Origin of the sequence: Kitasatospora sp. NPDC001603 (assembly GCF_040298365.1) — a bacterium.
In the GTDB taxonomy this organism is placed as follows: Bacteria; Actinomycetota; Actinomycetes; order Streptomycetales; family Streptomycetaceae; genus Kitasatospora.
Map to the genome: position 1 here is coordinate 101,397 of NZ_JBEPAA010000009.1, position 25,159 is coordinate 126,555.

20 protein-coding genes are annotated in these 25,159 nt (G+C 71.5%); 6 read left to right on the plus strand and 14 right to left on the minus strand.

What is annotated here, in order from left to right; genetic code table 11:
• Positions 1-73 precede the first annotated feature (73 nt).
• Entirely contained in the window at positions 74-1,378 is a 1,305-nt protein-coding gene (locus ABT263_RS09015) for a M14 family zinc carboxypeptidase (RefSeq protein ID WP_352289161.1), read from the plus strand.
• A gap of 75 nt (positions 1,379-1,453) precedes the next feature.
• On the opposite strand, the gene rodA is transcribed toward ABT263_RS09015, so the two are convergent.
• The 8 genes from rodA to folC form a co-directional block, all read right to left on the minus strand.
• Positions 1,454-2,653, minus strand: a complete 1,200-nt coding sequence (gene rodA / locus ABT263_RS09020; protein ID WP_352289164.1) for a rod shape-determining protein RodA — start codon at positions 2,651-2,653, stop codon at positions 1,454-1,456.
• Positions 2,650-4,911 (minus strand): penicillin-binding protein 2, encoded by a 2,262-nt coding sequence (gene mrdA / locus ABT263_RS09025; RefSeq protein WP_329487628.1) that lies wholly within the window; start codon positions 4,909-4,911, stop codon positions 2,650-2,652. Before mrdA ends, rodA begins: the two co-directional genes overlap by 4 nt.
• A gap of 54 nt (positions 4,912-4,965) precedes the next feature.
• Positions 4,966-5,607: a rod shape-determining protein MreD gene (mreD, locus tag ABT263_RS09030; protein WP_329487629.1), complete on the minus strand. Its 642-nt coding sequence runs from the start codon at positions 5,605-5,607 to the stop codon at positions 4,966-4,968.
• 3 nt (positions 5,608-5,610) lie between these two features.
• Positions 5,611-6,564, minus strand: a complete 954-nt coding sequence (gene mreC / locus ABT263_RS09035) for a rod shape-determining protein MreC (protein WP_352289167.1) — start codon at positions 6,562-6,564, stop codon at positions 5,611-5,613.
• 93 nt (positions 6,565-6,657) lie between these two features.
• The gene (locus ABT263_RS09040; RefSeq protein ID WP_305067939.1) at positions 6,658-7,683 is read right to left on the minus strand and encodes a rod shape-determining protein; all 1,026 of its coding nucleotides are present in this window, start codon (positions 7,681-7,683) and stop codon (positions 6,658-6,660) included.
• A gap of 309 nt (positions 7,684-7,992) precedes the next feature.
• Complete coding sequence (gene ndk / locus ABT263_RS09045) at positions 7,993-8,406, minus strand: nucleoside-diphosphate kinase (protein WP_329487631.1); 414 nt, start codon at positions 8,404-8,406, stop codon at positions 7,993-7,995.
• Between the two features lie 109 nt (positions 8,407-8,515).
• Complete coding sequence (locus ABT263_RS09050; protein ID WP_329487632.1) at positions 8,516-8,860, minus strand: DUF4233 domain-containing protein; 345 nt, start codon at positions 8,858-8,860, stop codon at positions 8,516-8,518.
• A gap of 2 nt (positions 8,861-8,862) precedes the next feature.
• Entirely contained in the window at positions 8,863-10,254 is a 1,392-nt protein-coding gene (gene folC / locus ABT263_RS09055) for a bifunctional tetrahydrofolate synthase/dihydrofolate synthase (RefSeq protein WP_352289170.1), read from the minus strand.
• 174 nt (positions 10,255-10,428) lie between these two features.
• On the opposite strand from folC, the gene ABT263_RS09060 reads away from it, so the two are divergent.
• The 3 genes from ABT263_RS09060 to ABT263_RS09070 all read left to right on the plus strand — a co-directional run bounded on the left by ABT263_RS09060 (position 10,429) and on the right by ABT263_RS09070 (position 14,827).
• Positions 10,429-11,862: an XrtP-associated glycosyltransferase gene (locus ABT263_RS09060; RefSeq protein ID WP_352289173.1), complete on the plus strand. Its 1,434-nt coding sequence runs from the start codon at positions 10,429-10,431 to the stop codon at positions 11,860-11,862.
• Between the two features lie 115 nt (positions 11,863-11,977).
• Positions 11,978-13,120, plus strand: a complete 1,143-nt coding sequence (gene wecB, locus ABT263_RS09065) for a non-hydrolyzing UDP-N-acetylglucosamine 2-epimerase (protein WP_352289176.1) — start codon at positions 11,978-11,980, stop codon at positions 13,118-13,120.
• A 165-nt stretch (positions 13,121-13,285) separates the two neighbouring features.
• The gene (locus tag ABT263_RS09070; protein ID WP_352289179.1) at positions 13,286-14,827 is read left to right on the plus strand and encodes a chitinase; all 1,542 of its coding nucleotides are present in this window, start codon (positions 13,286-13,288) and stop codon (positions 14,825-14,827) included.
• A 28-nt stretch (positions 14,828-14,855) separates the two neighbouring features.
• Here ABT263_RS09070 and ABT263_RS09075 read toward each other — a convergent pair whose 3' ends face one another.
• Both ABT263_RS09075 and ABT263_RS09080 read right to left on the minus strand, forming a co-directional pair.
• The gene (locus ABT263_RS09075; protein WP_329487637.1) at positions 14,856-15,383 is read right to left on the minus strand and encodes a hypothetical protein; all 528 of its coding nucleotides are present in this window, start codon (positions 15,381-15,383) and stop codon (positions 14,856-14,858) included.
• 315 nt (positions 15,384-15,698) lie between these two features.
• Positions 15,699-18,311: a valine--tRNA ligase gene (locus ABT263_RS09080; protein ID WP_329492098.1), complete on the minus strand. Its 2,613-nt coding sequence runs from the start codon at positions 18,309-18,311 to the stop codon at positions 15,699-15,701.
• Between the two features lie 212 nt (positions 18,312-18,523).
• Here ABT263_RS09080 and ABT263_RS09085 point away from each other — a divergent pair, with 212 nt between their 5' ends.
• Complete coding sequence (locus ABT263_RS09085; RefSeq protein ID WP_352289182.1) at positions 18,524-19,372, plus strand: hypothetical protein; 849 nt, start codon at positions 18,524-18,526, stop codon at positions 19,370-19,372.
• Between the two features lie 97 nt (positions 19,373-19,469).
• Entirely contained in the window at positions 19,470-20,282 is an 813-nt protein-coding gene (locus ABT263_RS09090; RefSeq protein WP_352289185.1) for a hypothetical protein, read from the plus strand.
• A 79-nt stretch (positions 20,283-20,361) separates the two neighbouring features.
• On the opposite strand, the gene clpX is transcribed toward ABT263_RS09090, so the two are convergent.
• The 4 genes from clpX to tig all read right to left on the minus strand — a co-directional run bounded on the left by clpX (position 20,362) and on the right by tig (position 24,983).
• Entirely contained in the window at positions 20,362-21,651 is a 1,290-nt protein-coding gene (gene clpX / locus ABT263_RS09095) for an ATP-dependent Clp protease ATP-binding subunit ClpX (protein ID WP_030397392.1), read from the minus strand.
• Positions 21,652-21,933: 282 nt separating this feature from the next.
• Positions 21,934-22,596, minus strand: coding sequence for an ATP-dependent Clp protease proteolytic subunit (locus ABT263_RS09100; protein WP_327676905.1), 663 nt, complete (start codon positions 22,594-22,596; stop codon positions 21,934-21,936).
• Between the two features lie 58 nt (positions 22,597-22,654).
• On the minus strand, positions 22,655-23,272 hold the full coding sequence (locus ABT263_RS09105) for an ATP-dependent Clp protease proteolytic subunit (protein WP_305067940.1): 618 nt from the start codon (positions 23,270-23,272) through the stop codon (positions 22,655-22,657).
• A gap of 307 nt (positions 23,273-23,579) precedes the next feature.
• Positions 23,580-24,983 (minus strand): trigger factor, encoded by a 1,404-nt coding sequence (tig, locus tag ABT263_RS09110; protein ID WP_329487641.1) that lies wholly within the window; start codon positions 24,981-24,983, stop codon positions 23,580-23,582.
• Positions 24,984-25,159: the final 176 nt, after the last annotated feature.

Sequence of the window (25,159 nt, forward strand, 5' to 3'; positions counted from 1 at the left end):
GCCGGGAGGCCCTGCACGCCATCGGGACAAGGAAGTTGACCATGCACGACGGCACCGACACCGGCCTCCTGACATGACCGACACCGGCCGGCGGGTGCCCCAGTGCCACCCCGCGCCCGAGCAGGCGGACCGCTACCTCACGGTGGCCCGCGCCGAGGCGGCGGCCGGCCGGCTCGCCCGCCGCCACCCTGGCCGCTGCCGGCTGCGGGAGGTGGGCCGCTCCCGGGCCGGGCACCCGCTGCTGCTGCTCTCCGTGGACGAGGGCCCGGACGCCGTCCTGGTGGTCGGCGGCCCGCACCCCAACGAGCCGGTCGGCGTCAGCAGCGCCCTGCGGCTGGCGGAGCGGTTGCTGGACCACCCGCCCCGGCCGGGCGTCTCCTGGCACATCCTGCCCTGCCTGGACCCGGACGGCGCCGCGTTCAACGCCGGCTGGCTGGACGGACCGCTCACCATGCGCCGCCACTACGAGCACTTCTTCCGGCCCTCCTTCGAGGAGCAGCCCGAGCTGCTGCCGCCCGCCGGCGCCGACCGCGCGCCGATGCCGGAGAGCCTGGCGCTGACCGGTCTGATCGACGAGCTGCGGCCGTTCCTGCAGTGCTCCCTGCACGGCGTGGACTTCGGCGGCGCCTTCGTGCAGCTCACCGGGCCCGTCCCGGGCCTGTCCGAGCGCTTCGGCCGCTCGGCGGCGCGCGGCGCCGTCCCGCTGGACGTCGACTCGTACGACGCGGTCGGCTGGGCCAGCCCCGCCCCCGGGACGTACCTGATGCCCGCGCCCGGCGGCTCCGGCCTGTCCCGGGCGCTCCCGGACGAGCCCGAGCTGTCCACCTGGTCGTACGCCGGCCGCCACGGCGGGGTGACGGCCGTCCTGGAGGTGCCGATGTGGGCCGTCGACGCGGTGGGGGACGGCCGCCGGCACCCGGCCGTCCGGCAGGCGGTCGGGACCGCCGCCCGGGTGCTGCGGGACCGCGCCGAGGAGCTGTCCGGCCTGCTCGTGCACGTCCCGCCGCACGCCCGCCGGGCCTACGGCCCGATGGTGCGCGCCGTGGAGTTCACGCTGGCGGTCTGCTCGCCGGTCGCCGACGAGTGGCTGGAGCAGTGGTGCGCCCAGCCGCTCACCGTCTCCCGGGTGACCACCGCCGGGCTCGCCGCCGCGCGGATCCCGCTGCGGGTGGCCTCGGTGCTGCTGCGCCTGCTGGCGGACACCGGGGGTCCGGCCGTGGACGCCGCCCGCGAGCGGGCGCTGGGGATCGTCACCGAGAGCCTGGACCAGTTGCGCCACCGCTTCGGCGCCCGCTGGGTGCCGGTGGAGGTCCAGACCGCCCACCAGACCCGCGCGGTGCTCGCCGCGGCCGCCTGCCTGCGCGGCCAGGGCCGGTAGCGGCGGGCCGCCCGCACGGCGGCGGGGCCGGTCCGGGGGTGACCCCGGACCGGCCCCGCCGGTGCGTCCGTGCGCTCAGGCCGCTATCGGCCGCTGGCTCTGCACCGCCTGCAGCAGTCCGATCGCCACCCAGGTCGAGAACATCGACGACCCTCCGTAGGAGACGAACGGCAGCGGGATGCCGGCCACCGGCATGATGCCCAGGCACATCCCTATGTTCTCGAAGCCCTGGAAGGCGAACCAGGCGACCACGCCGGCGGCCACGATGGTGCCGTACAGGTCGGTGGCGTGCCGGGCGATCCGGCAGGCCCGCCAGAGCACCACGCCGAGCAGCACGATGATGGCCATCGCCCCGAGGAAGCCCAGCTCCTCGCCGGCCACCGTGAAGACGAAGTCGGTCTGCTGCTCCGGCACGAACTGCCCGGTGGTCTGCGTCCCGTGGAACAGGCCCTTGCCGGTGAGCCCGCCCGAGCCGATCGCGATCCGGGCCTGGGCGGTGTTGTAGCCCACTCCGGACGGGTCCAGCGCCGGGTTGGCGAAGGCCGCGAAGCGGTCGATCTGGTACTTGCTCAGCACCCCGAGCTTCCAGATCGCCACGCAGCCGCCGACGCCGGCCAGGATCAGCCCGAACACCCAGCGGTTGGCCGCGCCGGAGGCGAGCAGGATGCCCAGCACGATGACCGCCATGACCATCACCGACCCGGCGTCCGGCATCAGCATCACGATCGCCATCGGCACGGTGGCCCAGACCAGTCCGCGGAAGACCGCCCGGTGCGAGGGGAACTCCCGCTCCCCCGCGTCCACCTGGTCGGACAGCACCACGGCCATCGCCAGCACGATCGCCAGCTTGGCGAACTCGGCCGGCTGGACGGAGAAGCCGCCGCCGAGCTGGATCCAGGAGTGCTGGCCGTTGATGGTCGAGCCGAGCGGGCTCAGCGTGGCCACCAGCAGCAGGATCACCGCGACGTACAGGAACGGCACCACCGTGCGGAACCGCCGGCTCCCTATCCCTATCACCACCGCGCACAGCACCAGCCCGATCACCACGTTGGTGAGGTGCCGGAACAGGAAGTACTGCGGATCGCCGTGGGTGAGCGAGTCCCGCCCCCGGGTGGCGGACCAGACCAGCAGGGAGCTGCCCAGCGACAGCACCATCGCGGCCAGCAGCAGTATCCAGTCGATCCGCCAGAGCGGGGAGTCCTTGGCGAGGGCCTTCGAGACCCCGCTGCGCTGCGGGGCGAGCCGCAGCTGGCGGTACGAGCCGTAGGAGGTCATGTCCGGCTCCTTCCGGTGCTCCGGTTGGGCTCGACGGCGGCGGCGTCCACCGCGGCGAGCGCGATCGGCGGGCCGGCCGGCGGTGCCGGGTCCAGGAAGACCCGCGGCGAGCCGCCGGTCACGCCCGGGTCCCCGGCGGCGGCGGTGAAGCCGGCCGGCTTGATGATGGCGGTGCCGTCCGCGTTGAACTTCGGCAGCTCGGCCTGCGGCTTGGGCAGCAGCGCCTTGCCGTTGTCGATGTTGCCCTTGTCGTCGACGCCGTAGAGCGACTGGTAGATCCGTCGGATCGCGTCGCCGGAGCCGCCGGAGCCGGTGCCGCCCTGGCTTATCGTCATCACGACCGCGTAGTCGCCGCTGTAGGTGGTCAGCCACGAGGTGGTCTGCTTGCCCTCGACCTCGGCGGTGCCGGTCTTGGCGTGCAGCTCGATCTTGCCCTGCGGCCAGCCGGCGCCGGTGAACTTCCAGGCGGCGGTACCGCTGGTGACGACGCCCGCGGTGGCCTGGTCGATGTAGCTCAGCAGCTTCTGGTCGCCGGGGAACTTGGCGTCCTCGTGCGGGGCGATCTCGCGGACGAGCTCCCCGCCCGGGCTTATCACCGCCTTGGCGACGGTCGGCCGGTAGAAGGTGCCGCCGTTGGCGAGCGCCGAGTAGATCCGGGCCATCTGGATCGGGGTGACGAGGGTGTCGCCCTGGCCGATCGCGAAGTTGACCGAGTCACCGGCGCGCATCTGGTAGCCGTCGACGCAGTTCTCCCGGGCGATCTGGTCGGAGAAGGTGTTGCCGCCCTTCTCCGCCTGCCGGCACCAGGCGTCCTTGTTGTTGTCGTAGAAGGACTGCTTCCACTGCCGGTCCGGCACCCGGCCGGTGACCTCGCTGGGCAGGTCGATGCCGGTCTTGGCGCCGAGGCCGAACTGGTGGGCGGTCTTGAAGAACCAGTCGGCGGTCTCCTTCTTCGGCTTGATGCCGCCGTCCTTCATCCACTGGTCGTAGGCCAGCCCGTAGAAGACGGTGTCGCAGGAGACTTCGAGCGCCTTCTCCAGCGTGATCGAGCCGAAGCTCTCGCTCTCGAAGTTCTTGAACTCACGGCCGCCGATGGTCATGCTCTTCGGGCACGGGTACGTCCCGTCCAGCGAGTAGCCGGCCTGCACGGCGGCGGTGGTGGAGATGACCTTGAAGGTCGAGCCGGGCGCGGACTGACCCTGTATGGCCCGGTTCAGCAGCGGGAAGTTGGAGTCCTTGCTGGTCAGCGCCTGGTAGTCCTTGCCGGAGATACCACCCTGCCAGAGGTTGGGGTCGTACGTCGGCGCGCTGGCCATCGCCACGATCCGCCCGGTGTGCACGTCCATGACGACCGCGGCGCCGGAGTCGGCCTCGTAGTTGCGGTTGGTCACCTTGTCGAAGGTCTTCCTGGCGTCGTTCATCGCCTGCGCCAGGTTGTCCTCGACGACCTTCTGCACCCGGGCGTCGATGCTGGTCACCAGGTTGTTGCCGGTCTGCGGCTCGACGATGCCGGCGTTGCCGATCACCCGGCCGAGGTTGTCCACCTCCAGCTTGGTGATCCCGGCCGTCCCGCGCAGGTCGCGGTCGTACACCGACTCCAGGCCGGCGCGGCCGATCTGGTCGGCCGGGAGGTAGCGGTCCAGGCCGGTCTTGTCGGCGGTCTTGCTGACCTCCTCGTCCGTCACCGGCGAGAGGTAGCCGAGCACCTGGGCCATGTTGGCGCCCTCGACGCCGGTGTAGTGGCGCACGGCGGTGGGCTGCGCGGTCACCCCGGGGAAGTCCTCGCGGCGCTCCATCATCTGCAGCGCCTGCTGGGTGGTCGCCTCCTTGGTGACCGGGATCGGCTGGTACGGCGAGCCGTTCCAGCACGGCTGCGGCGTCTTGGCGTCGCAGAGCCGGACCTTCTCCTGGACGTCCTTGGCCGGCATGCCGAGCACCTCGGCGAGCCGGCCCAGCACCGCCTTGCCGCCGTCCTTCTGCTGGAGCAGCGAGGTGCGGCTGACCGAGACCACCAGCCGGGTCTCGTTGCCGGCCAGGATGCGGCCCGAGGCGTCGAGGATCTCGCCGCGCACGGCGGGTTCGACGACCTCGCGGATGTGGTTGCCGGTCGCCTTGGCGGTGTAGACGCTGGCGTTGCGGATCTGCAGGTACCAGAGCCGGCCACCGAGGGTGGCGAGCAGCGACAGCACCAGGATCTGCAGTACCACCAGACGGATCGTCACCCGCCGGGTACGGCCGGTCTCGGGGATGTTGCTCACGTCTCGTGCGCTCCAGAGTGCGGGGTTCCGGGATTCATGGGCGGGGGCCGGGGGCTACGGCCGCTTGGCGAAGCCGAGCGAGCGCCGCTTCTTGTAGCCCGGCCCGGACGAGGTCTCACGGGTCGTCCGGTAGCGGGCGAGCGTGCCCAGCCCGGGGCCGCCCTCGTCGTCACCGGCCGCGGCGGCCACCGGGTCGCGCCCGAAGCGGCGGCCGATCAGCATCACCGCCGGGACGACGAACGGCGCCAGCAGCAGGTCGTACAGCAGGGCGGTGAGCACCAGGCTGCCGAGGCCGACGTGGCGGGCGGCGGTGTCGCCGACCAGGGCGCCGACCATCGCGTACAGCAGGGTGGAGGCGACCGCCGCGGCGGCCACCACCAGCAGCGCGCTGGAGACCGAGCGCTGCCGGCCGTGGTCGGGGCGCAGCAGTCCGGCGGCGTAGCCCATCAGGCAGAGCACCAGCGCGTAGCGGCCGATCGCGTGGTCGGACGGCGGCGCGAGGTCGGCCAGCAGGCCGGCGGCGAAGCCCACCAGGCAGCCGCCGGTCGGCCCGTAGACCATCGCCAGGCCGACCACCACGAGGAGCAGTATGTCCGGTGTGGCGCCCGGGAGTTGGAGCCTGCCGAAGACGCTGACCTGAAGGATCAGGCCGAGCAGGACGAGGACGGCGGTGACGGGGACGCGGGCGAGGCGCATGGTTCAGTTCCCCCCAGTGGTCTTGGCGGGCGGGACGGCGGCGGCCGGGACGGCGGGCGCGGCCGGGGCCGGTGCCGCCGCCTGGCCCTGGGCGGCCGGGGCCGGCGGCAGGACGGCGTCGCGCGGGTCGGTGCGCGGCGGCACGACCACCACGCCGACCAGGTCGAGCCGGGTGAACTGGACGAAGGGCTCGACCAGGATCGTCTTGGTCAGCTGGCCCGGGGTCGCCTCGACCTGGACCACCTTGCCGACCGGGACTCCGGGCACGAACGGGCGGCCGCTCTGCGAGCCGAAGGTGACCAGCCGGTCGCCCTCCTTCACCTGGGCCTTGCCGTTGAGCAGGGAGACCTTCATCGCGCTGGTGCCGCCGCCGGAGGCGAAGCCGATCTCCCCGCTGCCCTCCAGCCGGGCCCCGGCGCTGAAGCCCGGGTCGGAGGCGAGCAGGACGGTGGAGGTGGTCGGGGCGACGGTGGTGATCCGGCCGACCAGGCCCTGGCCGTTGATCACCGTCATGTCCCGGGTGAGGCCGTCGTCACCGCCGGCGTCGATGGTGATGGTCCAGGAGAAGCCCTGCGCCGGCCCGATCGCGATCACCTGGGCGGCCTTGACGGTGTACCCGCCGGAGCCGGCGGTGCGCAGCAGGTCGTCGAGTTGCTTGGTGCGTCCGCCGGCCATGTCGGAGGAGGCCAGCTTCTGGCGCAGCTCGGTGTTCTCGCGGGCCAGCTGGTCGGTGCGGCCGCTGTGGCCGGTGGCGTCGCGGAAGGCGCGGACGGTGTCGGCCACCGGGTCGACCACCGTGGCGGCGCCGCGCTCGACCGGGCCGAGGACGCCTGCCGCGGCGCGCCGGGCGCCGCCGAGCGGCGAACCCTCACCGCCCTTGATGTCCACGGTGATCAGCGCGAAGGCGACGGCCACCAGCAGGATGAGCAGTAGCCGGCTCTCTCGTGTGTCCCTCACGGTGCTGGTACTGCCCCTTCGTACCTGGCCGCCCACCCGGGCTGTGGGCCCGGGCGGGGGCCGTTCAGTTGACTACAAGGTCTGACGCTTCTGCTAACGGCGCGGCTGGGCGTCGAGTACCTGCTGGAGGGCCTCGAACTCCTCGACGCACTTGCCGGAGCCGAGCGCCACGGAGTCCAGCGGGTTCTCGGCGATGTGGATCGGCATGCCGGTCTCGCGGCGCAGCCGCTCGTCCAGGCCGCGCAGCAGGGCGCCGCCGCCGGTGAGCACGATGCCGCGGTCCATGACGTCGCCGGCGAGCTCGGGCGGGCACTGGTCGAGGGTGGTCTTGACCGCGTCGATGATCGAGTTGACCGGCTCGTCGATGGCCTCGCGGACCTCGGCCGCCGAGATGACGACGGTCTTGGGCAGGCCGCTGACCAGGTCGCGGCCGCGGATCTCGGCGTGCTCGTCCTTCTCGCCCTCCAGCGCGAAGGCGGAGCCGATGCTCATCTTGATCTGCTCGGCGCTGCGCTCGCCCAGGAGGAGCGAGTACTCCTTCTTGATGTGCTGGACGATCGCGTTGTCCAGCTCGTCGCCGGCCACCCGGATCGACTGCGCGGTGACGATGCCGCCGAGCGAGATCACGGCCACCTCGGTGGTGCCGCCGCCGATGTCGACCACCATGTTGCCGGTGGCCTCGTGGACCGGCAGGCCGGCGCCGATCGCGGCGGCCATCGGTTCCTCGATGATGTGCACCTGGCGCGCGCCGGCCTGCGAGGAGGCCTCGATCACGGCGCGGCGCTCGACCCCGGTGATGCCCGAGGGAACGCAGACCACGACGCGGGGGCGGGCCAGGTAGCGGCGGCGGTGGATCTTGAGGATGAAGTAGCGGAGCATCCGCTCGGTGATCTCGAAGTCGGCGATCACGCCGTCCTTGAGCGGGCGGATGGCGACGATGTTGCCGGGCGTGCGGCCGATCATCTTCTTGGCCTCGGCGCCGACCGCCAGGATGCCGCCGGTGTTGGTGTTGACCGCGACCACGGACGGCTCGTTGAGCACGATCCCCTTGCCCCTGACGTACACCAGCGTGTTGGCGGTTCCGAGGTCGATCGCCAGATCGCGGCCGATGAACGACAGGTTGGTTGCCATGGGGTGTAGGTGCCTTCCCGGGCTCGGAGTCATTGCGGGGGGTGGACGAGGGAGCGCGCCCACGGCTTGGGCGAAGACGAGCTGACCAGCCGTACCGGGCCCATGAGTCGCGTCCATCGTAGTCACGCCCGCCAGTACGGACGTCGACGTGGGGCATACCGTCCATTGTCCGGAGCGTGATCGCTTCTCCGAGCATTGGGACGCCGTGTCGGCGTCCCCAGTTCCCTATTTCACGATAAGAATGCCCCGGCCGGGCCAATGGTCCCGACCGGGGCACCCGAAGGTCCTGGGTGGTGCTCAGGCGTGCGTCGGGAAGAAGATCTTGATCTCGCGCTCGGCGGACTCCGTGGAGTCGGAGGCGTGGATCAGGTTCTCCCGGGTGATCGTCGCGTAGTCGCCGCGGATGGTGCCGGCACCGGCCTCCAGCGGGTTGGTCGCACCGGCCAGCATCCGGATGCCGGGGACGACCTCCTCGCCCTCGACGATCAGCGCGATCGACGGACCGGAGGTCATGAACTCCAGCAGCGGCTCGTAGAACGGGCGGCCGACGTGCTCCGCGTAGTGCTGCTCCAGCGTCGCCCGGTCGAAGGTCCGCAGCTCGACGGCGGCGAGCCGCCAGCCGGCCTTGCGCTCGATGCGGCTGATGATCTCGCCGGCCAGGCCGCGCTTGACGGCGTCGGGCTTGAGCAGGACGAGAGTGCGCTGGGACACGGTGCGTCTCCTGGGAATTCGGTTCGGCGCGCACCCGGTTCGCGGTGCGGAGTGCGACTACCGCAGAGGTTACCTTGCGTGAGCAGCGGGCCTCGGGCGAGCCCGGGCCCTATGCCGCCGGGACCGCGCCGGCCGCGCGGGCGGCCTTGAACTCGTCGATCTTCCGGCCGTAGTGCACCGAGCACCACCAGAGTCCGGCGAAGACCACGCCCAGGCCGAACATGGTCGGCAGGATGAAGCCGCTGGCGATCAGGCCGAGCTGGAGCACCCAGCCGATCGCGACCGCGCCGGGGCGGGTGATCATGCCGCAGAGCAGCACGCACAGCGCCATCGCGATGCCCGTCACGGTCCAGACGGTGGCGGTCGGCACGTCGGACAGCTGCATGGCCACCAGCCCGGCGAAGAGCGCCAGCAGCGCCTCGCCGATCAGTGTCGAGGAACAGAGCGTCCTCATCGTCACTTCCTCCCGAGCAGCAGGCGGGCCTCGCCCACCGTGATGACCGAACCGGTGACCAGCACCCCGGCGCCGCCGAGGTCCCCGTCCTCCTCGGCGAGGGTGACAGCGGCGGCGATGGCGTCGTCGAGCCGGGGCTCGACCTGGACGCGGTCCTCCCCGAAGACCTCGACGGCGAGCGCGGCCAGCGCGTCCGCGTCCATCGCGCGGTGGGTGGAGTTCTGGGTGATGACCACCTCGGCCAGGATCGGCTCGAAGGCCTCCAGCAGGCCGGCCACGTCCTTGTCGCCGCTGGTGCCGATCACGCCGACGAGCCGGGTGAAGCCGAAGGACTCGCCGATCGCGGCCACCGTGGCGTGCGCGCCGTCCGGGTTGTGCGCGGCGTCCAGGACGATGGTCGGGCTGCGGCGGACGACCTCCAGGCGGCCCGGCGAGGCGACGCCGGAGAACGCCTGCCGCACCTTGTCCGCGTCCAGCTGCCCGCCGCGCGCGCCGCCGACGCCGAAGAAGGCCTCGACCGCCGCGAGCGCGAGCGCCGCGTTCTGCGCCTGGTGGGCGCCGTGCAGCGGGAGGAAGACGTCCGTGTACTCCTCGCCGCCGAGCCCGCGCAGCGTCACCAGCTGGCCGCCGATGGCGACCTCACGGCGGATCACCCCGAACTCCATGCCCTCGCGGGCCACCGTCGCGTCCACCTCGACGGCGCGCCGCAGGATGTTCTGGGCGGCGTCCAGCTGCTGCTGGGCGACGACCGCGATGGAGCCCGGCTTGATGATCCCGGACTTCTCGACCGCGATCTCGCCGGTGGTCTCGCCCAGCTTGTCGGTGTGGTCCAGCGAGATCGGGGCGATCACCGCGACGGCGGCGTCGATCACGTTGGTGGCGTCCCAGGAGCCGCCCATGCCGACCTCGATCACGCCGACGTCCACCGGGGCGTCGGCGAAGGCCGCGTAGGCCATGCCGGTCAGCACCTCGAAGAAGGACATCGCGACCGGCTCGCGCTCGTCGACCATCCGGACGTAGGGCTCGATGTCCCGGTAGACCTCGACGAACCGCTCGGGGGTGATCGGGGCGCCGTCCAGGGTGATCCGCTCGGTGACGGACTCCACGTGCGGGCTGGTGTAGCGGCCGGTGCGCAGCTCGAAGGTGTTGAGCAGCTGCTCGACCATCCGCGCGGTGGAGGTCTTGCCGTTGGTGCCGGTGATGTGGATCGAGGGGAAGGACCGCTGGGGCTGGCCCAGGATGTCCATCAGCGCCTCGATCCGGTCGAGCGAGGGCTCCAGCTTGTTCTCCGGCCAGCGCTTGGAGAGTTCCACCTCGACGTCGCGCAGGGCGTCGCCGGAGCCGTCGTCGGCGGGGCGGAGGGTGTACGGGTTCGGGTCGGCCTTGTCGCTCACGAGCACAGTCTACGGAGCGGCGTCGCGCGCTCCCGACGGGGTGAGAACCACCACTTTGCCCTGACTTTCCGATTCACCCGATTTACTATTGATTCAGCGAGTTCAGACGGCAATGAAGCATCGATTCGCACCCCAGGGAGACGCATCACCTTTGATCACCAGGAGGACAGTCCCATGCCCGACGCCCTGCGCGAGTCGTTCCTGGTCCATCGGAGCGGTGTCGTCCAGCTCGCCGAGCTGCTGTCGCTGGTGCTCCTCGCCTACATGGTCCTGGTGTTCGGCCGCTTCCTCCTCTACTGGGCCGGCTCCCGGCACGCCTTCCGGCACGACCGGCCCGCCGAGCCGGGCGATCCGGCCGCCTTCCAGTGGCACCTGCTGATCCCCTGCCGGGACGAGGAGGCCGTCGTCACCCAGACCCTCGCCGGGCTGCGTGCAGCCGCCCCCGAGGCGCACCTGTGGGTGATCGACGACGACAGCGAGGACCGCACCCGCGAGCTGGTCCTGGCCGCCGCGGAGCGGGACGACCGGATCCACCTCGTCCAGCGCCGCCGTCCGCACGCGCGGATCGGCAAGGGCGCCGCGCTCAACGCCGCCTACCGGAGCGTCGACGCCTGGCTGCCCGAGGACGCCGACCGCGCTCGGGTGATCATCGGCGTCGTCGACGCCGACGGCGAGCTGGAGCCGGGCACCCTGGGCCTGGTCTGCTCCGACCACGCGCTGGCCCGCCCCGACACCGGCGCCGTGCAGATCGGCGTCCGGATGCGCAACGCGGACGACGAACGGCCGCTGCCCGGCCGCGGCCGGACCGCCAACGCGCTGGCCCGCGCGCTGGTCCGGATGCAGGACGTCGAGTTCCAGGCCAACAACGCCGGCATGCAGCTGCTGCGCCGGCGCACCGGCAGCGTCGGTCTCGGCGGCAACGGCCAGTTCGTCCGGCTCACCGCGCTGGACTCGCTCACCGCCGACGAAGGCCGCGAGGGCCGCCCCTGGCCGGAGCGGGCCCTCCTGGAGGACTACGAGTCCGGTCTCGAACTGCGGCTGGCCGGGTGGCGGTTGACACACGTGACGGAGGCCCGGGTGTCCCAGGAGGGGCTGGTCTCGCTCCGCCGCTTCCTCACCCAGCGCACCCGGTGGGCCCAGGGCAACATGCAGTGCCTGCGCTACACCGGGCGGGTGCTGCGCTCGCCGCACTACCGCTGGGCCGGCAAGGCCGAGGTGCTGTACACCTTCCTGCAGCCGGTGGTCTGCGTGCTGCTGGTGGTGCTCACCCCGCTGTCGCTCGGGATCACGGCCGCCGGACTGGCGCTGTTCCCCGAGGACACCGTCGACTTCCAGGCCCGGTTCGGGCCGCTGATGGCCGCCGCCTTCGTGATCGCGACGCTGCCGATGGTGCTCTGGGGCTTCGCCTACCGCCGGCGCGTCCACCCCGACCGGAGCCGGCTCACCGGCCTGCTCTGGGGCGTCCTGGTCTGGCTCTACGCCTACCACCTGTTCCTGGTCGCCACCCGGGCCGCCGTCCGCCTGCTGCTCGGCCGCAACGGCTGGGCCAAGACCAGGCGCAACGCCGAGAAGGTCGCGGTGGGCGCCCCCACCGCCCTCGAGACCTGAGCCGCGCCCGCTCCGCCTTCCACCCGCTTCCGCCTCGACATCCTCGACATCCTCGACACCCTCGATGCCCGCGGGCGATCCCGCCGTCCCGCCCAGACCCGTCCGGAGTTCCACCGTGTCCCCGTTCCTTCCCCCGCTGCCGCCCGCCAGTGTCGCCGTCGTCCTCGGCACCCGCCCCGAGCTGGTCAAGCTCGCCCCGCTGATCCACGAGCTCGGCGCCGCGACCCGGCTGGTGCACACCGGCCAGCACTGGGACGAGGCGCTGTCCGGCCGCTTCCTGCGCGACCTCGACCTGCCCCGGCCGGAGCTGCTGACCGGCGTCGGCGGTCGCCCGCGGGCCGGCCAGATCGCCCAGTCGCTCGGCCAGCTGGACGCCGCCTTCGCCGAGGACCGGCCCGCCGCCGTCGTCGTCCAGGGCGACACCAACGCCACCCTGGCCGGCGCGCTGGCCGCCAACGCCCGGGAGATCCCGCTGGTGCACGTCGAGGCCGGGCTGCGCAGCTTCGACCGGGCGATGCCCGAGGAGCACAACCGGGTGATGGTCGACCACGTCTCCGACCTGCTCTGCGCCGCCACCGCGGAGAACGCGGCCAACCTGCGCGCCGAGTCGCTGGACGAGGAACGGATCACCGTCACCGGCAACACCGTCGTCGAGGTGGTCCACCGCCGGCTGCCCGACCGGGCCGCCCGGACCGCGCTGCTGGCCTCGCACGGGCTGGAGCCGGACGGCTACGTCCTGGCCACCGTGCACCGGCCGGAGAACACCGACAGCGCCGAGGCCCTGGGCGCCGTCCTCGCCGAACTGGACCGGATCACCCGGGCCGGCACCCCCGTCCTGTTCCCGATGCACCCGCGGACCGCGGCCGCCGTCGAACGGTTCGCGCTGGACGGCCTGCTGGAGCGGATCGCCGTGACCGCGCCGGTCGGGTACGCGGAGTTCCTGGGCCTGGCCCGGCACGCGGCACTGCTGGTCTCCGACTCCGGCGGGGTCCAGGAGGAGTGCACCGTGCTCGGCCGCCCGCTGCTGGTGGTGCGCCGCTCCACCGAACGCCCGGAGGCCGTCGACGCGGGGTTCGCCGCCCTGGTCGCCCCCGGCGAGGAGCTCGGCGGCCTGGCCCGGACCTGGCTGGCCGACACCCCCGAGCGGCTCGCCCGGCTGGCGGCCACCCCGAGCCCGTACGGGGACGGCCTGGCCTCCGCCCGGATCGCCCGGCTGACGGCAGGGCTCGCCGCGCGGTCGGAGCCCGCCGCCGCCTGACGCCCGGACAGGCACTCTTGACAGCCGGATTGGTCTACTCCACCTTGTGAGGGCAAGTCTCCTCCCCCGACAGGGACTTGAGTTGTCGGTAGCTCCCGCACCAGCGACAGCCGGACGGCTCTCCCCCACGTGAGCCGACGGTCTCCCCCCACAGGAGATGGAGTCATGCCACCTGCCCGACACCGGCGCGCCCGCGTCGTCCACACCCTGCTCGCCGGCGCCTCGGCGATCGCCCTGGGCCTGAGCGGCCTGGTCGTCGCCACCAGCGCCTCCGGCGCGGCGACCGCCGACGTCGACGTGATCGACAACGGCGGCTTCGAGGCCGCCGACCACCTCGGCCACTGGACCTGTCCGTCCGGCGCCGCCGCGGACACCGCCACCGTCCACTCCGGCTCGTACGCGCTGCGCGCCACCCCGGGCTCGGGCGACACCGGCGAGTGCACCCAGACCGTCACCGTGAAGCCCTCGTCCACGTACACCCTGAGCGCCTGGGTGCAGGGCTCCTACGTCTACCTCGGCGCCCGCGGCACCGGCGGCACGGACCCCGGCACCTGGACCAACTCGGCGGGCTGGTCCAAGCTCTCCACCACCTTCACCACCGGAGCCGGCACCACCAGCGTCACGGTCTACCTGCACGGCTGGTACGGCCAGCCCTCCTACCTGGCCGACGACGTCTCGCTGATCGGGCCGGGCGACCCGAAGCCCACCCCGACCGGGACCGCGACCCCCACCGCGACGCCGACCACGACCCCGACCCAGACGCCCACCGGGACTCCCACGGTCACCCCGACCGTCACGCCGACCCGGCCGGGGCTGCCCAAGCACCTGCTGACCGGCTACTGGCAGAACTTCGACAACACCGCCACGGTGCAGCGGATCAGCGACGTCCCGGCCGCGTACGACATCATCGCGGTCTCCTTCGCGGACGCCACCGGCACACCCGGGGGCCTGAGCTTCACCCTGGACCCGGCCCTGTCGGCCAAGCTCGGCGGCTACACCGACGCGCAGTTCAAGGCCGACATCGCGGCCAAGAGGGCGGCCGGCAAGAAGGTGGTGCTCTCGATCGGCGGCCAGAACGGCACCGTCTCGGTGAACAGCTCCGCCTCGGCCACCACCTTCGCCAACACCGCCTGGGCCCTGATGCAGAGCTACGGCTTCGACGGGATCGACATCGACCTGGAGAACGGCGTCAGCGCCACCTACATGGGCCAGGCCCTGCACGCGCTGGCGGCGAAGGCGGGCAGCGGGTTCGTCCTCACCATGGCGCCGCAGACCATCGACATGCAGTCGACCGGGATGGAGTACTTCAAGCTGGCGCTGAACGTGAAGGACATCCTCACCATCGTCAACATGCAGTACTACAACTCCGGCGCGATGCTCGGTTGCGACGGGCAGGTCTACTCCCAGGGCAGCGTCAACTTCCTGACCGCGCTCGCCTGCATCCAGCTCAAGGGCGGGCTGCGGCCCGACCAGGTCGGGCTCGGGGTGCCCGCCTCCACCAGCGCGGCGGGCGGCGGGTACGTCAGCCCGTCCGTGGTGAACAACGCCCTGGACTGCCTGGCCGCCGGCACCAACTGCGGGAGCTTCAAGCCCGACACCAAGTGGCCCGGCATCGGCGGGGCGATGACCTGGTCGACCAACTGGGACGCCAAGGCCGGCGGCGGCATCGCCGGCACCGTCGGCTCGCACCTGCACGCGATGCCGTAGGCGCGGCCCCGTGGGTCCGGGCCGGGTCTCAGACCCCGGCCCGGGCCTCCGGGATCTCGGGGCACGGGCCGCAGTGCCGGCGCCGCAGTTCGGCGGTGATCTCGGCCAGCTCGCCCTCGGGCAGCAGCGGCAGCATCATGGCGACGCCCTGGAGCAGGCCGCCGAGCAGGAAGGTGGTGTCGGCGGTGGCGGCCACCAGGCCGCGCACCTCGGTCACCTCGCCCGCCGCCACCGCCTCGATCAGGCGGGCCGCGTCGGCGGTGTCCTCGTCCACCGCCACCGCACCGCAGTCGGCCGGGGCGCGGCGGGCCATCGCGTGCAGCACCCGGTCGCCCACCTCGGGCGCGTACGCCTTGCGGACCGCCTCGGCGGCGATCCAGGCCAGCAGGGTGGTCACCTCGCGCTCCGCGTGCTCCTCGAAGAGCCGGTCCAGCGCGTGGTCGAAGGCGAGCTGGTTCCCGTGCCGGAACGCGAGCAGCAGCGTCGCCGCCCTGCCCTTGGCCTCCTGGACCGCTTCCACCGGCAGTTCGTCGGCCAACTTCTCGGTCACCATCACGCCATGCCCTCCCGTCGGTCGTCGGCTGGCGAAACTCCGTCACACCGTACACAGCCGACCTGCAAACTTCCGCGAACCCGCGCGGGCAAGACCGGAATGAATTCGGGCGGAATAGGACTTCACCCGGTCCATGATGAATATTCGCCGGAACAGAGCAATGGCGCTGGGCTAATAGAGGGCCGATTTCACCGTTCGGCCGGAGCGGCCGGCCGGACCGCTCCCGCCGGCCCGGCCGGCGCCCGGGCGAAAGTCCGCGCGAACGCCGAGGGGCCGCACCCCGCCTCGGCGGAGTGCGGCCCCTGGTGAGCCGGCCGGTCAGGCCTGCGGCAGCGCCGCGAGCTGAGCGGTGATCCGGACGATGTCGGCCTCGGCGGCCTCCTGACGGGTCCGGATCTTGGCGACCACGTCGTCCGGCGCCTTGGCGAGGAACGCCTCGTTGCCGAGCTTGCCGGCCGTCTGGGCCTTCTCCTTCTCGGCGGCCGCGAGGTCCTTGGCGAGGCGCTTGCGCTCCGCCGCGACGTCGATGGTGCCGGAGAGGTCCAGCAGCACGGTCGCGCCCGCGACCGGGAGCGAGGCGGTGGCCGAGAAGCCCTCCTCGGGAGCGGTCAGCCGCAGCAGCGAGCGGATCGCGTCCTCGTGGACGGCCAGCACGGTACCGGCCACCTCCAGCCGGGCCGGGACCCGCTGACCCGGCTTCAGGCCCTGGTCGGTGCGGAAGCGCCGGACCTCGGTGACCACCTGCTGAAGCGTGGCGATCTCGGCCTCGGCCGCCGCGTCGCGGTAGCCGCTGTCCGCCGGCCAGTCGGCGATGACCACCGACTCGGCGCCGGTGAGCGTCGTCCACAGGGTCTCGGTGACGAACGGGACGATCGGGTGGAGCAGCCGCAGCGTGACGTCCAGGACCTCGCCGAGCACCCGGCGCGCGGCGTCGGCCTGCGGGCCGCCCTTGGCGAGGGTGGTCTTGGAGAGCTCGACGTACCAGTCGAAGACCTCGTCCCAGGCGAAGTGGTAGAGCGCCTCGGACAGCTTGGAGAACTGGTAGTCCTCGTAGAGCGCGTCCACCTCGGCGACCGTGCTGTTCAGCCGGGACAGGATCCAGCGGTCGGCCGCGGTCAGCTCCTCCGGCGCGGGCAGCGGGCCCTCGACGGTGGCGCCGTTCATCAGCGCGAAGCGGGTGGCGTTCCAGATCTTGTTGGCGAAGTTGCGGGCCGCCTGGACCCAGTCCTCGCCGATCGGGACGTCGACGCCCGGGTTGGCGCCGCGGGCCAGCGTGAAGCGCAGCGCGTCGGAGCCGTACTTGTCCATCCAGTCCAGCGGGTTCACCACGTTGCCGAAGGACTTCGACATCTTCTTGCCGTTCTGGTCACGGACCATGCCGTGCAGCGCGATGGTGTGGAACGGCGGGGTGCCGTCCATCGCGTAGAGGCCGAACATCATCATCCGGGCGACCCAGAAGAAGAGGATGTCGTAGCCGGTCACCAGGACGGCGTTCGGGTAGAACTTCGCCAGGCTGTCGGTCTGCTCGGGCCAGCCGAGGGTGGAGAAGGGCCACAGGCCGGAGGAGAACCAGGTGTCCAGGACGTCGGTGTCCTGGTGCCAGCCCTCACCGGTCGGCGGCTGCTCGTCCGGGCCGACGCAGACGATCTCGCCGGCCGGGCCGTACCAGACCGGGATCCGGTGGCCCCACCAGAGCTGGCGCGAGATGCACCAGTCGTGGAGGTTGTCGACCCAGTCGAAGTAGCGCTTCTCCATCTCCTGCGGGTGGATCTTGACCTTGCCGTCGCGGACCGCGTCGCCCGCGGCCTGGGCGAGCGGGCCGACCTTGACCCACCACTGCATGGACAGCCGCGGCTCGATGGTGGTCTTGCAGCGCGAGCAGTGGCCGACCGAGTGGACGTACGGCCGCTTCTCCGCCACGATCCGGCCCTCGGCGCGCAGCGCGCCGACGATGGCCGAGCGGGCCTCCAGCCGGTCCAGGCCCTGGAACGGGCCGTGCACGGTGATGACCGCGTGCTCGTCCATGACGGCGATCGACGGCAGGCCGTGGCGCTGGCCGATCTCGAAGTCGTTCGGGTCGTGGGCCGGCGTCACCTTGACGGCGCCGGTGCCGAACTCCGGGTCGACGTGGGCGTCGGCGACGACCGGGATGCGGCGGCCGGTCAGCGGCAGCTCGATCTCGGTGCCGACCAGGTGGCGGTAGCGCTCGTCCTCCGGGTGGACCGCGACGGCGGTGTCGCCGAGCATCGTCTCGGCCCGGGTAGTGGCGACGACGATCGAGGCGTCGCCCTCGCCGTAGCGGATGGAGACGAGCTCGCCGTCGTCGTCCTGGTACTCCACCTCGATGTCCGAGATCGCGGTGAGGCAGCGCGGGCACCAGTTGATGATGCGCTCGGCGCGGTAGATCAGCTCGTCGTCGAAGAGCTTCTTGAAGATGGTCTGGACGGCCTGGGAGAGCCCCTCGTCCATGGTGAAGCGCTCGCGGGACCAGTCCACGCCGTCGCCGAGGCGGCGCATCTGACCGGAGATCTGGCCGCCGGACTCCGCCTTCCACTGCCAGACCCGATCGACGAAGGCCTCCCGGCCGAGGTCGTGACGGGACTTGCCCTCCTTGGCCAGCTCGCGCTCGACGACGTTCTGGGTGGCGATGCCGGCGTGGTCCATGCCGGGCTGCCAGAGGGCCTCGTAGCCCTGCATCCGCTTGCGGCGGACGAGGGCGTCGATCAGCGTGTGCTCGAAGGCGTGGCCCAGGTGGAGGCTGCCCGTGACGTTCGGCGGCGGGATGACGATGGTGTACGGGGGCTTGTCGCTCTTGGCGTCGGCCGTGAAGTAACCGCGCTCTACCCAGCGCTCGTACAGCTCGCCCTCTACGTCCGCCGGAGCGTAGGTCGTCGGGAGGGTGGCTGCGTCGTCCCCGGCGTGAGTGCTCACGGGGCGCTGGTTCGTGGTGTCGGTCACGACGCACAGTTTACGTACCTGCGGACGTGGGTTACGAACCGCTTTCGGTCCGGGCCCCTCGCGCCCGGCCCGGGCGGGCCGTCGGCCCTGTGCGATAACGTGCCCGCACAATCGTCCGGTCCTTGGTAGGGACACGGAGGACTTCATCACGACAGGCCGCGGGTGCGGCGGGGGAGCACAGGCAGATGTACGGCCAGGGTCAGCAGTATCCGCAGGGTCAGCCGCAGCCGTACGGGGCACCGCAGCCCTACGGCGCACCGCAGCCGCAGCCGCCCTACGGGGCCGCCCAGCCGCCCTACGGCCAGCCGCCGCAGCAGTACGGCTATCCGCAGCAGGGGGCCCCGGCCCCGCAGTACGGCGCGCCCCAGCCCCCGTACGGCGCCCCGCAGGCCCCGTACGGCGCGCCCGGCTACCCGGTCGCGCCGCCGCCGAAGAAGAGCAGGGCCGGGCTGGTGGTCGGTCTGGTGATCGGGGCCCTGGTGCTGGGCGGCGGCGGCTTCGGCCTCTACAAGGTCCTCGGCGGGGACACCGGCGGGAAGTACAAGATCACCGCCGCCCAGTCGCTGCCGGACGGCTACACCCAGAAGTCCGCCAAGGAGCAGGCCGCCGACCCGAGCAAGGCCGAGACCTCCAAGCTCGGCACCGACCTGCACGTGCTGGTCGCCAGCTACGCCAAGGGCGCGGACCCGCTGGACACCATCAGCGTGATCGGCGTCTACGGGAACCTCGACGACCCGGACAAGATCATGAAGGACTCCGAGAAGCCCGGTGAGGGCGGCAGCTGGACCACCCCGCTGGCGGAGTTCCCGGCCCAGGACAGCCACAACTCCTCGGCCAAGCTCTCCTGCGGCGTCTACGGCGTGCTCGGCGGCAAGTCGCAGTCCACCGTCTGCATCTGGGCCGACAAGTCGACCACGGCCCGGGTCTCCTTCCTGAAGGCCAGCCTCACCGGCGCCGCCCAGACCGCGCTCACCCCGGCCCAGGCCGCCGAGAAGACCCGGGCGATCCGCTCCGCCATGGTCGTCGCCAAGTAGCCCCGGCGCCGCTCACCCTCACACCTGCCACCCGGCTCCGGGTGGGAGTGCGTCACGTCCGCCGTCCCGTCCCCTCCCGTCCCCAGAAAGGGCCATCGTGACCGATCAGACCCCGTACGGAGCCCCGCCGCCGCCCGCCGGACAGCCCCAGGGCGGCGCTCCCGTGCCGCCCCAGCCCGGCTACGGCGCGACGCCCCCGCCGCCCCCGGCCGAGCAGGCCTGGGGCGCCGTCCCGCCGCAGGGCACGCCGCCCGGCTTCCCGCCCGCGGAGGGCCAGCCCGGCTACCCGGGCTACGGCGCGTACGCCCCGGTTCCGCCGCGCAAGTCCCGCAAGACGCTCTGGATCCTGCTCGGCGTGTTCGTCGGCGTGCTGGCGCTGATCGGCGGCGGTCTCGCCTACTTCGTCTTCGACGTGACGTCCAACGCGGGCACCCAGAAGATCGTCCTGCCGGCCACCTTCAAGGACCTCACGAAGGACACCGACAACGAGATCGCCGACGCGATGGAGAAGGAGATCACCTCCGAGTTCGGCAAGGGCGACGGCGCCTGGAACCCGACCGGCGTCAGCGCCGTCTACCAGGACTCCTCGGAGGAGCCCCAGCTCATCGTGGTCGGCGGCTACGGCAAGGTGCTGCTCCCGAAGCAGGAGCTGGACGCCATGTTCAAGGGCTTCTCGTCCGGCGGCCCCGCCGTCACCGACCGGCACGCGGTCGACGCCGGCTCCAAGGGCGGCACCATGGAGTGCGCCAAGGCCACCCAGTCCGGCACCGACCTGGGCATCTGCGCCTGGGCCGACAACAGCACCCTGGTGCTGCTGATGCAGGCGCCCGAGGACGGCAAGGCGCCGGACCTGGAGAAGCTCGCGGCCGACGCCCGCGACCTGCGCGCGGTCGCCGAGGTGGCGAAGTAACCTCCTCCGCCCGCGGCGCGGAACGCGAGGGCCCCCGGAGACCGACCGACGGTCTCCGGGGGCCCTTTCACGCGGAAGGTCAGGCGCTCTTGTCGCGCCGCTCCCGCTTGATCATGTCACGCGGGACGAGCGTGGGGATGGCGTGCTTGGAGACGACGTCCCCGGTGACCACCACGCGGGCGACGTCCTGACGCGAGGGCACCTCGTACATCACGGACATCAGCACCTCCTCCATGATGGCCCGCAGGCCGCGCGCGCCGGTGCCGCGCAGGATCGCCTGGTCGGCGATCGCCTCCAGCGCGTCGCGGGAGAACTCCAGCTCGACGCCGTCCAGTTCGAAGAGCTTGCGGTACTGCTTGACCAGCGCGTTCTTCGGCTCGGTGAGGATCTGCAGCAGCGCCTCGCGGTCGAGGTTGTGCACGCTGGTGATCACCGGGAGGCGGCCGATGAACTCCGGGATCATGCCGAACTTGACCAGGTCCTCCGGCATCACCTGACGGAAGTGGTCGCTGGCGTCCTGCTCCCGCTTGGAGCGGATGTTCGCGCCGAAGCCGATGCCCTTGGCACCCGCGCGGCCCTCGATGATCCGCTCCAGGCCGGCGAACGCGCCACCCACGATGAACAGCACGTTGGTGGTGTCGATCTGGATGAACTCCTGGTGCGGGTGCTTGCGCCCGCCCTGCGGCGGCACCGAGGCGGTGGTGCCCTCCAGGATCTTCAGCAGGGCCTGCTGCACGCCCTCGCCGGAGACGTCCCGGGTGATCGACGGGTTCTCGCTCTTGCGGGCGACCTTGTCGATCTCGTCGATGTAGATGATCCCGGTCTCGGCCTTCTTGACGTCGTAGTCGGCCGCCTGGATCAGCTTCAGCAGGATGTTCTCGACGTCCTCGCCGACGTACCCGGCCTCGGTCAGCGCGGTGGCGTCGGCGATCGCGAACGGCACGTTCAGCATCCGGGCCAGCGTCTGCGCGAGCAGCGTCTTGCCGGAGCCGGTCGGGCCGAGCAGCAGGATGTTGGACTTCGCCAGCTCGATGGCGTCCTCACGGCCGTTGCCGCCGCTTCGGCCGGCCTCGCCCGCCTGCACGCGCTTGTAGTGGTTGTACACCGCCACCGACAGCGCCTTCTTGGCGAGGTCCTGGCCGACCACGTACTGGTCCAGGAACTCGTAGATCTCGCGCGGCTTCGGGAGCTCCTCGAAACGCACCTCGGAGGTCTCGGCGAGCTCCTCCTCGATGATCTCGTTGCACAGGTCGATGCACTCGTCGCAGATGTACACGCCTGGGCCGGCGATCAGCTTCTTCACCTGCTTCTGCGACTTGCCGCAGAACGAGCACTTGAGCAGGTCGCCACCGTCTCCGATGCGTGCCACGAGGTGCTTCCCCTTCGCCAGGGGCCCCGCGGGGGTTCCGGGGCCTGGTGCTGTGGACCGTACACGCCGACGGCGCCCGGTCTCGCTATCCGACGGTACTCTGCCGGGCCCCTGATTCCGTCCTCTTCGCCAGGTCTGCCCTACGCCCTGGGCGAATTGATACCGAACAGATGCCGGCGGCCGCGCCGCCGATGCGCCGGGGGCGGGGCGCGCGACTCCTTGCGCGCCCCGCCCGGGAGCTTCGCCCCGCCCCGACGGGGGCAGGGCGGGAGAGTGCCGGCCTCAGGAGGTCAGCGAGGCCTTGCGGGTGGAGATGACGAGGTCGACCAGACCGTACTCGACGGCCTCCTCGGCCGTGAGGATCTTGTCGCGCTCGATGTCGTCGCGGACCTGCTCCACCGACTTGTTGGAGTGCTTGGAGAGCATCTCCTCCAGCTGCTCGCGCATCCGGAAGATCTCACGGGCCTGGATCTCCAGGTCCGAGACCTGGCCGCGGCCGGTCTCGGTGTACGGCTGGTGGATCAGGATGCGGGCGTTCGGCAGCGCCATCCGCTTGCCGGGGGTGCCGGCCGCGAGCAGCACGGCGGCGGCGGAGGCGGCCTGGCCCATGCAGACGGTGGTGATGTCCGGCTTCACGTACTGCATGGTGTCGTAGATGGCCGTCAGCGCCGTGAACGAGCCACCGGGCGAGTTGATGTACATCTGGATCTCGCGGTCCGGGTCCATCGACTCCAGGCAGAGCAGCTGAGCCATGATGTCGTTCGCGGAGACGTCGTCGACCTGCGAGCCGAGGAAGATGATGCGCTCCTCGAACAGCTTGGCGTACGGGTCGTACTCACGGATGCCCTGCGAGGTGCGCTCGACGAAGCGCGGGACGATGTAGCGGCCCTCGGCGCGCATGTCCTCGACGCGTGCCTTGGCGCTGGACAGGCTGGGGATGTTCATGGGGGTTCTAGTCCTCCGGAGCGTTGTGGCTGTGGTCTCGTGGGAGCCGGGCCGAGGCTCAGGCGCCCGTGCCGCCGCCGCCGGGGACGTCCGCGGCGCTGTGCATGATCGCGTCGATCAGGCCGTACTCCAGGGCCTCCTCGGGCGTGAACCAGCGGTCGCGGTCGGAGTCCGCGGTGATCTGCTCGAAGGACTGGCCGCTGTGGAAGGCGATCAGCTCGGACATCCGCTTCTTGGTGCGGAGCAGCTGCTCCGCCTGGATGCGGATGTCCGTGGCCGAGCCGCCGAGACCGGCGGACGGCTGGTGCATCAGGATGTTGGCGTTCGGCAGCGAGAAGCGCTTGCCCTTGGCGCCGGCGGTCAGCAGGAACTGGCCCATCGAGGCGGCCATGCCCATCGCGATGGTGACGACGTCGTTCTTGATGTACTGCATGGTGTCGTAGATCGCCATGCCGGCCGAGATCGAGCCGCCCGGGGAGTTGATGTAGAGGAAGATGTCCTTGTCCGGGTCCGCGGCCAGCAGGAGCAGCTGGGCGGTGATCTTGTTGGCGATGTCGTCGTCGACCTGCTGGCCGAGGAAGATGATCCGCTCGTTGAGCAGCCGGTTGTAGACCTGGTCGCCCAGGCCGCCGAGCACGTCACCAGAGGCGGCGTGCGGCGCCATCGGGCCAGGCATCTGCATCTGCGGGAACGTCACTTAGCCACCTGCTCAGTCGATTTGGAGGGCCGTGCCACGGCCCTCACGGTGTCGCACAGCTTCCGGGTATCACGGTGTGATTGTTGCTGTCCAAGGACCCTAACGCGCAGGCCGGGCCGCAGAATCCCTCACGCCGAACTGTTCGCTGTGAGCGCAGGGTTCACGGCGCGGCCGGGGCGGCCGGCCGCCGCGACCGGCGGGGAACGCGGTCGGCCGGGGAACGCGACGGGCCCGGACGCCGCGTACGGCGTCCGGGCCCGCTACTGCGTCAGTCGGACCGGGGCGGTCAGGCCTCGGTCTTCTCCTCGGCGTCGGCCTCGGCGGCCGGCGCCTCGGCGGCGACGGTCTCGGCCGACTCGTCGGTCTCGTCGTCGTCGAAGTTGATCTCGTTGCCCTCGGTGTCGACGACCTTGGCGGCCTCGACCACGGTGGCGAGCGCCTTGCCGCGGGCGACCTCGCCGACCAGCAGCGGCACCTGGCCACCCTGGACGACCTGCTGCGCGAACTGGTCCGGGGTCAGGCCGGAGCCGGCGGCGCGGCGGATGAGGTGCTCGGTGAGCTCCTGCTGGTCGACGCCCAGCTCCTCGTCGGCGACGATCTGGTCCAGGACGAACTGGGTCTTGATGCCCTTCTTCGCCTGCTCCTCGGTCTCCGCGAGGAACTCCTCCTCGGTCTTGCCCTGGGTCTCCAGGTAGGTCGCGAGGTTGAGGCCCATCGGCTCCAGCTGGTGGTGCTCCAGGTTGTGCTTGCGGGTCTCGATCTCGTCCTTGAGGAGCTTCTCCGGGAACTCGATCTCGACCAGCGCCAGCAGCGCGTCGAGCACCTTCTCCTGGGCCTGGGTGGCCTGGTCGTACTCCTTCATGCGCTCCAGGCGCTTGCGGGAGTCGCCGCGCAGCTCCTCCAGCGAGTCGAACTCGCTGGCCAGCTGGGCGAACTCGTCGTCCAGCTCGGGGAGCTCCTTCTCCTGGACGGCGGTGACGGTGACGGTGACCTCGGAGGTCTTGCCCGCCTGGGTGCCGCCCTTGAGCTCGGTGGAGAAGGTGGCGGTGCCACCGGCCTCCAGGCCGACGACGGCGTCGTCGATGCCGTCGATCAGACGGCCGGAGCCGATCTCGTAGCTGACGGCCTTGGCGATGCCGTCCTCCGGCACCTCGCCGTCGACCTTGGCCTCCAGGTCGACGACCACGATGTCGCCGGCGGCCGCGGCGCGCTCGACGTCCTTGACCGAGGAGAAGCGCTCGCGCAGCTGCTCCAGCGACTTGTCGACGTCCTCGTCGGTGACCACGATCGGGTCGACGGTGACCTCGATGGTCGAGAAGTCCGGAAGGGTGATCTCGGGACGAATGTCGACCTCGGCGGTGAACTTCAGGTCACCGCCGTCGGCGATCGTCTCGACACCCTCGATGTTGGTGATGTCGGGCTGGCCGAGGACCTCGATCTTGCCCTCGTCGACGGCCTGCGTGTAGAAGCGCGGGAGGGCGTCGTTGACGGCCTCCTCCAGCACGGCGCCACGACCGAAACGCTGGTCGATGACACGGTTCGGGATCTTGCCCTTGCGGAAGCCCGGGACCGAGACCTGCTGGTTGATCTTCTTGTACGCCGCGTCGAGGCTGGGCTTGAGCTCCTCGAAGGGCACCTCGACGGTGAGTCGAACCCGGGTCGGGTTCAGAGTCTCGACGGCGCTCTTCACGGTTTGGTCTCCTATGGGCTTGCGGTCAGGTTGCCTCCGCCCTCCCCATCGACGCCGGCCTGGGCCGGTGCGGGCGGGTCGGGCGAGACGGGCGATGGGCGGTTGGAGCTGCATCTCCCGTGGGGGGTGGACGGTGAGCGTGACTCCTCGCCCTCGTGCGGTTGACCTGGGTTGAC